The 12,242-nt window shown below is 71.6% G+C and carries 9 protein-coding genes; 1 reads left to right on the top strand and 8 read right to left on the bottom strand.

Annotated elements, in window-relative coordinates; all coding sequences use genetic code 11:
• Positions 1 to 12: 12 nt before the first annotated feature.
• From ACFFGE_RS11350 to ACFFGE_RS11315, 8 genes are all read right to left on the bottom strand, one after another.
• A complete protein-coding gene (locus ACFFGE_RS11350) occupies positions 13 to 1,218 on the bottom strand; it encodes an acetyl-CoA C-acetyltransferase (RefSeq protein ID WP_376836512.1) in 1,206 nt (401 codons plus the stop codon).
• Between the two features lie 191 nt (positions 1,219 to 1,409).
• Positions 1,410 to 3,206, bottom strand: a complete 1,797-nt coding sequence (locus ACFFGE_RS11345; protein WP_376836511.1) for a DUF885 domain-containing protein — start codon at positions 3,204 to 3,206, stop codon at positions 1,410 to 1,412.
• Between the two features lie 11 nt (positions 3,207 to 3,217).
• Positions 3,218 to 5,041 (bottom strand): DUF885 domain-containing protein, encoded by a 1,824-nt coding sequence (locus ACFFGE_RS11340; protein ID WP_376836510.1) that lies wholly within the window; start codon positions 5,039 to 5,041, stop codon positions 3,218 to 3,220.
• Positions 5,042 to 5,109: 68 nt separating this feature from the next.
• Complete coding sequence (cckA, locus tag ACFFGE_RS11335) at positions 5,110 to 7,146, bottom strand: cell cycle histidine kinase CckA (RefSeq protein WP_376836509.1); 2,037 nt, start codon at positions 7,144 to 7,146, stop codon at positions 5,110 to 5,112.
• 58 nt (positions 7,147 to 7,204) lie between these two features.
• Complete coding sequence (locus tag ACFFGE_RS11330) at positions 7,205 to 8,572, bottom strand: efflux transporter outer membrane subunit (protein ID WP_376836508.1); 1,368 nt, start codon at positions 8,570 to 8,572, stop codon at positions 7,205 to 7,207.
• A complete protein-coding gene (locus ACFFGE_RS11325) occupies positions 8,569 to 9,555 on the bottom strand; it encodes an efflux RND transporter periplasmic adaptor subunit (RefSeq protein ID WP_376836507.1) in 987 nt (328 codons plus the stop codon). The genes ACFFGE_RS11330 and ACFFGE_RS11325 overlap by 4 nt, the downstream gene beginning before the upstream one ends.
• The gene (locus tag ACFFGE_RS11320; protein ID WP_376836506.1) at positions 9,545 to 10,258 is read right to left on the bottom strand and encodes an ABC transporter ATP-binding protein; all 714 of its coding nucleotides are present in this window, start codon (positions 10,256 to 10,258) and stop codon (positions 9,545 to 9,547) included. Before ACFFGE_RS11320 ends, ACFFGE_RS11325 begins: the two co-directional genes overlap by 11 nt.
• A 5-nt stretch (positions 10,259 to 10,263) precedes the next feature.
• The gene (locus ACFFGE_RS11315) at positions 10,264 to 11,409 is read right to left on the bottom strand and encodes an ABC transporter permease (RefSeq protein WP_376836505.1); all 1,146 of its coding nucleotides are present in this window, start codon (positions 11,407 to 11,409) and stop codon (positions 10,264 to 10,266) included.
• Between the two features lie 200 nt (positions 11,410 to 11,609).
• Between ACFFGE_RS11315 and ACFFGE_RS11310 the strand changes: the two genes are divergently transcribed.
• A complete protein-coding gene (locus ACFFGE_RS11310) occupies positions 11,610 to 12,209 on the top strand; it encodes a TetR/AcrR family transcriptional regulator (RefSeq protein ID WP_376836504.1) in 600 nt (199 codons plus the stop codon).
• The last annotated feature ends 33 nt before the right edge of the window (positions 12,210 to 12,242 follow it).

Genomic DNA, 12,242 nt, shown 5'->3' with positions numbered 1-12,242 from the left:
GCATTGCGAACATCAAACCCGCTCGATCACCGTGGCGGTGCCCATGCCGCCGCCGATGCACAGGGTGATCAGGGCGGTCTCCTTGTCGGACCGCTCCAGCTCGTCCAGCACCACGCCGGTGATCATGGCGCCGGTGGCGCCGAGCGGATGGCCCATGGCGATGGCGCCGCCGCAGACGTTGATCTTATCGTGCGGGATATCGAGCGCCTGCATGAAGCGCAGCACCACGGCGGCGAAGGCCTCGTTCAGCTCCCACAGGTCGATGTCCGACTTGGACATGCCCAGCTTGCCGAGCAGCTTGTTGGCCACGAACTCGGGCCCGGTCAGCATGATCGAAGGCTCCGACCCGATCGAGGCGGCGCCCCGGATCCTGGCGCGCGGCTTCAGGCCCAGCGCCTTGCCGGCCTCGAGGCTGCCGATCAGCACGCCCGCCGATCCATCGACGATGCCCGAGCTGTTGCCCGGCGTGTGGACGTGGTTGACCCGCTCGACCTCGGGGTAGCGCTGGTTGATCACGGCGTCGAAGGCCATCTCGCCCATCATGGCGAAGGACGGGTTCAGCGCGCCCAGCGTCTGCATGTCCGTGTTCGGACGGATCGTCTCGTCATGGTCCAGGATGGTCAGGCCCAGCTGGTCCTTGACCGGCACGACCGACTTGTTGAACCGGCCCTCGGCCCAGGATCTGGCCGACCGCTTGTGGCTCTCGACCGCATAGGCGTCGACGTCGTCGCGGGAGAAGCCCCACTTTGAGGCGATCATGTCGGCCGACACGCCCTGGGGCACGAAATAGGTCGGGAAGGCCGAAGACGGATCGACCGGCCAGGCCCCGCCGTCCGAGCCCATCGGCACGCGGCTCATGGCTTCCACGCCGCCGCCGACGGCGAAGTCGGCCTCGCCGGACTTCACCTTGGCCGCCGCCATGTTCACGGCCTCCAGGCCGGAGGCGCAGAAGCGGTTGATCTGGACGCCCGCCGTGGTCTGGGCCCAGCCCGCGTTCAGCACGGCGGTGCGGGCGATGTCGGCGCCCTGCTCGCCCACCGGCGAGACGCAGCCCAGGATGACGTCGTCCACCTTTGAGGTGTCCAGCCCGTTGCGATCGCGCAGCGCCTCCAGCACCTGGGTCGCCAGCGACAGGGCTGTGATCTCGTGCAGCGAGCCGTCCTTCTTGCCCTTGCCGCGCGGGGTGCGCACGGCGTCGTAGATGTAGGCGTCGGTCATTGGGCTGATCTCCAATCAGGACGGTTTTCAGGCTCGGGGCCAAGAACCCTACGTTTACGTCAACGTCAAGTATCGAGTTCGTGACGCCGCCCCTCGTGATCAAGGCCTCGGGCGCGGAAGCGTTCAGTCGAAATGCGAAAAGAGCCGCCGCGACCCGCGCGACGGCCCCCCTCGATCAGCCCGGGTCCTGGTCAGGCCCGCATGCGCCGCTCCAGCACGGCCAGCGGCACCGAGCCGGTGGCGAGCACGCGATCATGGAAGGCGCTGAGGTCGAAGCCGGCGCGCGCCGCCGCCTCGGCTCGCAGCCGGGCGATCACCGTATGGCCGATCTTGTAGGAGCAGGCCTGGCCCGGCATCACCGTGTAGCGGTTGATCTCGTTGTTGGCCGAGCCGACCGGCTTGGCCCCCGACGCCACCATGTACTCGACCGCGCGCTCGCGGCTCCAGCGCTTGTCGTGAAGGCCGGTGTCCACCACCAGACGCACGGCCCGGAACAGGTAGGACATCAGGAAGCCCAGCCGTCCCAGCGGGTCCTCGGCGTAGACGCCGAGATCGTCGGCGGCGACCGCCTCGGCGTACAGCGCCCAGCCCTCGTTGTAGGCCGAGAAGCCGTTGGCGCGTCGCCACTCGGGCAGGTGCGTCGACTCCCGCTGCAGCGCCACCTGCAGGTGATGGCCCGGCGACGCTTCGTGATAGGTCAGGGTCGGCAGGCTGAATTTGGGCCAGTTCGCCGTGTCCCTGAGGTTGATGTAATAGGCGCCCGGCCGCGAGCCGTCGAGCGGCGGTCCCTGGTAGTAGCCGCCCGGCGCGCCGTTCTCGATCGCCGGGGGCACGCGACGCACCTCCACCCCGGTTCGCGGCAGCCGACCGAACACCCGGGGCAACAGCGGGTCGAGCGCGCGCACCTGGGCGTTCAGGCTCTCGATCAGAGCCTCCTTGCCCGCGTCGGTGTTCGGCCAGAGCTGCGCCGGATCCTTGTTCAGGGCGTCGATCCGCTCGCCGGTCGTGCCCTGGGTCAGCCCCTGGGCGCGCAGGATGGTGTCGATCTCCGCGCTGATCTCGGCCACCTGTTCGACGCCGATGTCGTGGATCTCGGCCGCGCTCAGCGTCGTCGTCGTCCAGGCCTTCAGCGTATGGGCGTAGAGCGCCTCCCCGTCCGGCAGGCGCCAGACCCCCGCGTCATGCGCGGCGGAGGGCTTCAGCGCCTCCAGGGCGGCGACCTCGCGGGCCAGGGCGGGCTTGACCTCCGTCTCGACCAGCGCCGCGGCGCGCTCCGCATAGCCGGTCAGACCCGCCGCCTCGGCCTTGCGGGCCAGCGAGCGGATCATCGCCATCTGCGCGCCCGGCTGGGCGGCGAGGGCGTTGAGCTGTCCGGTGGTCAGGTCCAGCGTGAAGTCGGGCGGGATCACGCCCCGGGCGGCGTCGGCCTGGATCCGGGCGGTCTCGCCGTCCAGCGCCGGGCCGAACTGCGAGAGGCGCGCGAGGAAGGCCTCGGCGCCGTCGCGGTCCTCCACCCGGTGCTGGGTGTCCATGAAGTCCGGCACGTTGAAGTAGGCGCCGGCCAGCTGGCTGACCACATAGGGTCCCATGCGCCCGCCGCTGACCACGGCGCCGTAGTCGAACGCCGCGCCGCCCGCCGCCGATTCCGCCCGGAACAGGGCGACGTCGTAGTTCAGCCGCCCGTCGTCGCTGAGGCCCGCCTGGTCGAAGGCCCGAAGCGCCGCCAGCCGCTCGACCGCCTGCGCCCGCTCCGCCCGCCAGCCGGCCGGGGAGCGGTCCGACAGCCGGGAGGCGCGGCCCGCGTTCGCGCCCCTGTCGAGACCGAGGTTGGTGGCGCTCTCCGGATTGTCGTCCAGGTCCTGCTCGAACCAGGCGGCCATCAGCGTGTTCAGCGCCGTGTCGCGGTCGGACTGGGCGGCGGCGGGCAGGGCGGACAGGGCGGCCGCGCCGGCGGCGGTCGCCAGCAGGCGGCGTCGGTCGATGGTCATGACGTCTCCTCTCAGGCCGCGCGCGCCGCGACCCAGTCGTTGATGACCCGCTCCAGCACCGTCAGCGGCACGCCCCCGGCGTTCAGGCCGGTGTCATGGAAGCCCTTGATGTCGAAGCGGTCGCCGAGCCGGGCCTTCGCCGCCTCGCGCAGCGCCACCCACCTGACATGGCCGACCTTGTAGCTGCAGGCCTGACCCGGCCAGACGCAGTAGCGCTCGACCTCGGTGGCGATGCTGGACTCCTGGTCGCCCAGGGTGTCGACCATGTAGCGGATGCCCTGTTCGCGGCTCCAGCGCTTCGAATGCAGGCCGGTGTCGACCACCAGGCGCGCCGCGCGGAACATCAGCGACTGCAGATAGCCGACCTCGCCGGCCGGGTTGTCGGCATAGACCCCCATTTCGTCGGCCAGTTGCTCGGCATAGAGCCCCCAGCCCTCGGAGTAGGCCGAGAAGCCCAGCACCTTCATCAGCAGCGGCGTGTCGGGCCGCTCCTGCTGCAGCGCGATCTGGTGGTGATGCCCCGGCGACGCCTCGTGATAGGTCAGGGTCGGAAGGGTGAAGCGCGGCCACTCGGCGGTGTCGCGCAGGTTGATGTAATAGGCGCCCGGCCGCGAGCCGTCGAGGGTGGGGCTCTGGTAGTAGCCGCCGGGCGCGCCCGCTTCGATCGTGACCGGCACGCGCTTGATCTCGACCGGCGAGGTCGGGATGCGGCCGAAGTATTCCGGCAGCCGACGGTCCATGTCCGCCATCTGGGCGTTCAGGTCGGCCAGAAGCTGGGCCTTGCCCTCGTCGGTGTTGGGATAGAGCTGGGCCGGGTCCCGGCCCAGAGCGGCGATCCGTTCGCCCACCGTGCCCTGCGTCATGCCGAGGCGGCGCAGCGCCTGGTCCGCGCGGTCCGACAGCTCGGCGATCTGGTCCAGGCCAAGCTGATGGATCTCGTCGGCCGACATGGTCGAGGTCGTGAAGTAGCGCAGGCCGAAATCGTAGTAGGCGTCGCCCTGGGGCAACCGCCAGACGCCCGCGTCGTGGGTGGCGTTCGGACGCGCCTCGCGCAGGGCGGCGGCCTGACGCTCGAGCGCCGGATAGACGTCGGCCGCCACGATGGCGGCGGCGCGCGCGCCCCAGTCTCCATCGATGTTCGCCTCGCCCGCGCGGCGGGCCACGGAACGCGACAGCACCGACTCCGCCGCCGGCGTGTCGGTCAGGGCGGCGAGCTGAGTCAGGGTCTTGTCGATGACGAAGTCGGGCGGGACCGCGCCGCGCGCCATCTCGGCCCGCATGCGATCGGTCTCCTGGTCGAGCGCCACGGCGAAGGCCGCGACGCGCGACAGATAGGCCTCGGCGTCCTCGCGCGTCTCGATGGAGTGCTGGCTGTCCAGGAAGTCCGGAATCGCCTGGTACGAACCGGTCAGCTGGCTGACCACGTAGGGCGAGGGGAAGAAGCCACCGCCGTAGGGGATCTCATAGCCCGACAGCACGGTGTCGCCGAAGAACTCCAGCGTGTCGAAATAGACCTGGTCCTGGGCGGACATGGCCGTCCGATCGAGCGCCTTCAGCTGGGTCATGGAGGCTCTGAAATCCGCCTTGTCCGCCTCGAGCTTGGCGGCGGAGCGGTCGTCAAGGCGCGCCTTCATGGGCGCCGCGGCCCCCTTGTCGAGGCCCAGGCTGGTCAGCGTCTCCGGCGACGTCATCAGCTGCTTCTGGACGATGGCGTCCATCAGGGCGTGCAGTCCGGCGCCCGCGTCCTGGGACGCGGCGGCCGGCACGGGCGCGCCCGAGGCGGCCAGCCCGGCACCCGCGGCGGCGGTCATCAGAAGGCGGCGGCGATCGATCATGACAGGTCCTCCTCGCATGCGGCGGCGATAGGAGCCCGACCCGGAGCGCTCCGCAAGTTACGAAGCGCTCAGGCGGCGCGAAGCTCCTGCTTCACGCGCTCGGCCAGGGTCTTGATGTCCAGCGGCTTGGGCAGGAACGACACGCCGACTTCGTCGGCCAGGAGGTCGGAGAAGTCGCTCTCCGCATAGCCGGAGATGAACATCACCGGCGCGTCGCCCAGATACGGTCGGGCCTTCTTGAGCAGGCTGGGACCGTCCAGCCCCGGCATGATGACGTCGGAGATCAGCATGTCGATCTGGCCCGCGTGGGCTTCGGCCAGCGCCAGGGCCTCCTCGCCGTCGGCGGCCTCGATGACCTCGTAGCCGCGCTGACGCAGCAGCCGCGCGGCGATGCCGCGCACGGCGGCCTCGTCCTCGACGAACAGGATGCGGCCGGCCCCGGAAAGGTCGCGCGGCGCCTTGGCGGTCTTGACCTCGACCGGCGCCGCCTCGGCGAGCTCGGCGTCTCCGGCGGCCGGCAGGAAGATGCGGAAGACCGCGCCGGCCCCCTCCTGATTGGCCACGTTGATGTGCCCGCCCGCCTGCTCGACGATGCCGTAGACGGTGGCCAGGCCCATGCCGGTGCCCTCGTTCACCGCCTTGGTCGTGAAGAAGGGCTCGAAGATCTTGTCGATGATCTCGGGCGGCACGCCCGGTCCGGTGTCGGCGACCTCGATCAGCGCCACCTCGTCCGTGGGGGCGTCCAGCCACCCGAGCGAACGCGCCTCATCCCGGCCCAGCCGCCGCGTGCGTATGGTGACCACCCCGGCGCCCGGCGCCACCACGCCGCGCATGGCGTCGCGGGCGTTGACCGCCAGGTTCATGACCGCGGTCTCCAGCTGGCTCTTGTCGGCCAGCACCGGCGGCAGGTCGCGGCCGTAGTCGGTCTCCAGCCGCACGTCCTCGCGCAGCAGGCGGCGCAGCAGCACGGCGAACTCGCCGACCAGCTCGCCGAGGTCCAGCCGCTCTCGGCGCACCGTCGACTTGCGCGAGAAGGCCAGCAGCTTGCGGACCAGGTCGGCGGCCCGGTGCGCGGTCTGGCGGATCTCGTTCAGCCCCTCGTAGGACGGATCGCCGACGGGGTGGCGTTCCAGAAGCCCCGAGAGCTGCAGCTGGATGGCGGTCAAGAGGTTGTTGAAGTCGTGGGCCACGCCGCCCGCCAGCTGGCCGACCGCCTGCATCTTCTGGGCCTGCGACAGCTGCAGCTCCATGGACTTCTGGCCGGTGACGTCGAACAGCCAGATGCGACGCTGGTCGCCCTCGGGCGCGACGTACAGATGCAGCGCCCGGTCCGGGTGGGCGCGGGCGGTCAGCTCGATCGGGCCCGACGAGCCGCGCTCCAGCGCCTCGCGCGCGGCCTTGACCCCGTTGGGTTCGAACAGATGGCCGAAGGCGGCGTCGCGCGCGGCGCCGGGACCGGTCAGGACCGACAGCGCCTCGTTGGCCTCGGACACCCGTCCGGCGAAGAGGTCCGCGCCTGCGATGACCGCCGAGCCGAACGGCGCGCCGGCCGCCATGGCGCGGGCGTCGCCGTTGACCCGCGCCGGATGCGCGGCCACGGTCGGGACGGGCAACGGAGCGTCCGGCGCCTCGCGCACCAGGAAGCGTCCTTCGCCGGCCTGGGTGATCAGCACCTCCACCTCGCGCTCGCCGACCGCCAGGATCGCCCGACCCTGCTGGCCCTGCCGGGCCTGCGCGAAGGCCATGTAGAGGGCCTGGGGCGACTTGGGCCGGGGGAGGCTGGTCTGGGCGCCGTTGGCGGCGACCCAGGCGGCGTTGAAGGCGAGCACCTGTCCCGAGGCCCAGACCAGGGCCGCGGGTTCGCCCATCGCGTCGAGCACGTCGATCACCGCGTCCTCCAGGGGCCGCCGCGCCGGATTGCGCACGAAGACCAGCACGCCGATCAGACAGACGGCGGCGGCGGCGCAGATCAGCAGCATCCCGGCCGCCGAGAAGCGCGCCTCCCGGAAGGCGGGCCAGGCCAGGGCGGCGGCGGCCAGGGCGAACCCGGCCGCGATCACGATCGGCAGGGGATCGAGGCGGAAGCGGCTCGCTGCGGCGCTCATGGGGACCTCGGACGACGAATCAGAGGCCGATGATACGCCCGTTGGGCCGCTGGGCCGATCAGGCCTGAGCGCCCAGTCCTGTCGCCGCGTTCAGCCGGGCGAAGGCGGTCAGCGCGGCGCCCCGGGCCGAGGCCAGCTCGGCCTCGGCGTCGGCGGCCGCCCGCTGGGCCGTCAGCACCTCCAGGAAGGGGGAGACGCCGGCGCGGTATCTGCGGTCCGCCAGCCGCGCCTGATCCCGCGCCGCGCGCGCGGCCTCCTCCAGCGTGGCGGTTCGCGCCTCCGCCGAGGCGAGGGCGACCAGCGCGGTCTCCACCTCCGACAGGGCGTCCACGGCTGCCTGGCGATAGGCGATTTCGGCCTGGGCGGCGCGCGCGTCGGCGGCGTCGCGGGCGCTTTCCAGCCGGCCGAAGGTGAACAGGGGCGCGGTCAGCCCGGCGGCGAGTTGGGTCAGGAAGCCCGAGGCGGTGAAGGGCGTCTCCGGATCGACCTCCTGCCCGCCCAGGGCGGCGCTGAGCGACAGAGTCGGCCAGAAGTCGCGTCGCGCCGCCGACGCATCGGCGCCGGACGCGATCAGCTCCAGCTCGGCGGCGCGCAGGTCCGGACGGCGCGCGAGCACCGAGGCGGGGGCGGCCAGCGCCCGCACGGCGGGAGCGCCCAGGGGCTCCGTGGTCGGTCGTGCCAGCGTCTCAACCAGGGCGCCAGGATTGAGCCCGAGCAGGGCCTCCAGTCCCAGGCGCGCCTCGTCGGCCGCCTGACGGGCCGCGATCGGTCGGGCGCGGGCCGACGCCAGCGCGGCGCGCGCCGAGGCGGCGTCGAGCCCGGACGTCAGGCCGGCCCGCTCGCGCTCGTCGGCGAGCCTGAGCGACTGATCAAGCGCCTCGACGGCGCGGTCGCCCGCGGCGGCGCGGGCCTCGGCCTCGCGATAGGCGGCGTAGAGGTGCACCGCGGTGGCGCGGGCGTTCAGGCGCGCCGCCTCGACCCGCGCGGCCTGGCCTTCGGCGCGGAGACGTTCGGCCAGCGCCCGCGTGCGGACCGCGCCGTTCAGGTCGGGATCGAGACTGAACGCCACTAGCGCCTGGAAGGTGTTCTGGTCGAGGTCGTCGACGGCTTCGCGTTCGGCCGTGCCCTGGCCGGAGATCTGGGGCGCCAGCGCGGCGCGGGCGGCCCCCAGCCGGGCCTGGGCCTCGAACAGCCGCGCCTCCGCCAGTCGCACCTCCGAGGTCGCGCCGGCCTGATCCACGATCCGGTCCAGCACGGGATCGCCGACGGCCGTCCACCAGCGATCGGTCGCCGGTTCGACGGCGGGCAGGGCGGCCTCGGTCCAGGCGATCGGCGCGGCGTCCGGCGTCGATTCGGCCAGGGGGGCGCCGGCGCAGCCGGACAGGGCCAGGGCGGCGACCCCCAGCATCAGCAGGTTGCGGATCATGACCCTCGCCCCTCCGCGTCGAGGGCGGCCTGGGTGGGCGAGGCCGCGGCCTCGACGAACACGTCCATCCGTTGGCCCAGGTAGGCGTTCACCGAGGCCGGATCGAAGCTGTAGATGGCCTCCACCACGCGGGTGTCGACGCGTTCGGAGCCGCCGGCCAGGGCCCGCTTCTCGACCACCTGCGGCTCGACCCGCACGAAGGTCAGGGGGATGCGTCGCCTCGGCTGGCCGCGCAGCACGCCATAGGCGCGGCCGTCGGTGCGCAGGCGACCGGCGTCGGCCTCGTCGAACTCGGCGCGCACGTGCAGGCGCGCGTCCTCGCCTATGGCGACCAGCGGCTGGGCGGTCGCGCCGGCGGCGGCGTACTCCCCGGGCCGCACGTCGACGCGGAAGACGCGCCCGGTGATCGGCGCGGCGACCGTCAGACGTTCCAGGTCGACGGCGCGGGCGCGCGCCTGGGCGCGGGCGGCCTCGGCCGAGGCGCGGGCCTGGGCGGCCGCCGCCTCGGCGCGGCGCACGGCGAAGCGGCGGCGCTGCAGCTCGTCGGCGGACAGGGCGCGCGGATCGTCCACCGCCTCGAACAGCGACAGGCGCTGACGCTCGTCCGCCAGCGCCACCTCGGCCTGGCGGGCTGCGGCTTCGGCGGAGGCCGCGTCGGCCTGGGCCGCGGCCAGGGCGGCGCGGGCCGCGCGGGCGTCGAGCTGGAACAGGGGCTGGCCCTGGCTGACCCGGTCGCCGGGCTGCACCAGCACGTTGCGGACCACGCCCGGGATCTCGGCGGCGACCGAGATCAGTTCGGACTGCGGCTCGACCGTGCCCACGCCCGCCACGGCCGAGGCGTATGCGCTCGCGGGCGGCCGGGCCGGCGGATCGGCGCGGGTGCGCTCCGGCCGGATCACGGTCGTCACGGCGAAGATCAGGCACCCGCCGGCGATGACCGGCAGGACCAGGCGCTGGATGTGTTGGCGGCGGTTAGTGGGCATGGATTCCCTCCGGCAGCGTGCCTTCTCGGCTGTCCCCGACGATCCGGCCGTCCTCCATGGCGACGATCCGGTCGGCGTAGCGGTAGATGCGGTTGTCGTGGGTCACGACCAGGACGGCGCGGCCGGGGCCGGCGGCGGCCTCCTTGAGCAGCTCCATGACCTGGCGGCCCGTCTCGGCGTCGAGCGCGGCGGTGGGCTCGTCGCAGACGACGAGGTCCGGCTCGTGGACGATGGCGCGGGCGATCGCCACGCGCTGCTGCTGGCCGCCCGACAGCATGCGCGGCAGCTTGTCGGCGTGCGGGCCCATACCCAGCGTCTCGAGCACCGCGCGCGCCTTCTCGGCCGCCTGCTTCAGCGGCATCCCGTCGGCGACCAGGGCCATGGCCGCGTTCTCGGCGGCGGTCAGGGCGGGCAGGAGGTTGTACTGCTGGAAGATGAAGCCGATCCGGCGGCGGCGCAGGATCACCTTCTCGGCGTCCCTCATCCGGGTGATGACGTTGCCCATCACCTCCACCTCGCCGCCGGTGGGCTTCAGCGTGCCCGACAGGATGGAGAGCAGCGTGGTCTTGCCGCATCCGGACGGGCCGACCAGCATGGTCAGCTTGCCCTGCTCGACCTCCAGGTTCACGTCGAACAGCACCTGGGTCATCAGCCCGTTCGAGCCGAAGGCCATGTCGATGTGGCGCGCGGTGACGGCGGTCATGGCGATCACCCCCGGAAGACGATGGCCGGGTCGACGCGGAACACCTTCAGCAGGCTTCCGAGCACCGACACCAGAATGATGACGAAGACCACCAGGCCGGTGCCGACCAGCACCTGCCAGGGCATGTAGAAGTCCTCCAGCGCCGCGCCGCCCCGGACCAGGGTGAAGAAGAGCGCCGACCCGCCCATGCCCAGGCCGTAGCCCATCAAACCCACGACGCCGGCCTGGAGCAGCACCATGCCGGTGATCTGGCGGTTGGTGGCCCCGATGGCCTTCAGCGCGCCGAACTGGCGCAGGTTCTCGATCACGAACAGGTAGAAGGTCTGGGCCGTGACCGCCGCGCCGACGATGAAGCCCAGCATCACCGTGATGCCGAAGTTCACCGGGATGCCCGTCCGCGTCAGATAGTACTGGACGCTGCGCCAGGCGAACTGGTCCCAGGTCAGCGCCTGAAGCCCCGTTTGCGCCGAGATGCGCTCGGCCAGCGCCTTGGGGTCCTCGCCGTCGCGGGCGCGGACCAGGACGAAGGACAGCTTGTTCCGCTGCGGCGGCGTCAGGGCCATCGCCTCGGAATAGCGGACATAGGCGATGGGAAAGGTGATGAAGGGCGGCGAGGCGTCGGCGACGCCGGTGACGACCACGCGCCGATCGTTGATCTCGGCCTCCACGCCCACCTTGTCCAGCGGATCGGAGTCCGGCCAGATCAGCTGCGCGCCCTCCTTGTCGAAGACGATGCCGCCGGGGGTGCGCAGCGACTCCAGATCGCCCTTCAGCCACTCGCGCGGCGCGCCGATCAGGGTCTCGTCGTCGACGCCGACCAGGCTCACTTGGTTGATCAGGCCGTCGCGGGTGCGGAAGATCGCCAGGCCCTTGTAGAGCGGCGCGGCCCATTCGACCCCCTCCACCGACCGGACACGGCCGAGCGAGTCGTCCGGGATCGGCTCGACCTCGTCGACGTAGCGCACGCGAGGGTCCATCACCCAGACGTCGGCCTCGCGGATGTCCAGCACCTGATTGGCCGTGCGGGTCATCAGGCCCACGAAGATCGACACCTGCTGGCTCATCAGCAGCGAGGCGAAGGCCACGCCGAACACGAGCGCCAGATACTTGGCGCTGTCGCCGAGCAGCATTTTGAGCGCGACCGATCTCATCCTCGGAATCCTCTGATCCGCGGCTGGGCTTGCGCCGGGAGGGGCGCGACGAGGTAAGCTGGGGTACTGGACGTATTTAAATACTGACCGGTTCAGTATGTCAAGCGGACTTCCGCCGCGTCTTGGTATACGTGAACGTTCACGTTCATATTCGAGAGCAATCGGTCTTGAGCGAGACGGGACGACCAAAAGGTCGCAGGGTGGACGCGGAGAAGGCGGAGGCGCTGCTGAAGCACGGCTGGGCGCTGTTCCTCGAACGGGGCGTGCAGGCGGTGAGCATGGAGACGATCGCCGCCGCCGCGGGAGTGTCCAAGGTCACCGCCTACAAGCATTTCGCCGACAAGCACGCCCTGTTCCGCACCGCCATCCGTCGCGAGATGGAGCGGCTGGAGACGATCCAGGGGTCGGCCACGCTCGCGGCGGACGGCCCGATCCGCGAGGTGCTCGAGACCTTCGGGCGCGGACTGATGGCCTATTTGTTCTCAGGGCCGGCCATGGACTTCTACGCGGCCCTGGCGGGCGAGCTGCGCCGCACGCCGGAGCTCGCCCGGGCCTTCTACGACGCCGGTCCGGGCAAGACGTTCGAGAACCTGAAGGCGATCTTCAGGCGCGGGGTGGAGCGCGGCGAGCTGGCGATCGACGACCTGGACCTGGCCGCCGACCAGTTCTTGGGTTTGCTTCAAGGTTACAGCAGCTTCCAGATCTCTTTGGGCGTGGAGCCGACGCCGCTGGCGGAGACCGTGGAGCATCGCGCCCGCGCGGCCACGGACGTGTTCCTGAAGGCCTATGGGACGCGTTAAGCGTCTGATCTGGCTATGCTCGCATAATTCGTG

Origin of the sequence: Brevundimonas balnearis (assembly GCF_042434805.1) — a bacterium.
GTDB classification, from domain to species: Bacteria; Pseudomonadota; Alphaproteobacteria; order Caulobacterales; family Caulobacteraceae; genus Brevundimonas; species Brevundimonas balnearis.
The sequence above is the reverse complement of the archived record's forward strand: the minus strand, read 5'-3'. Positions and strand labels throughout refer to the sequence as shown.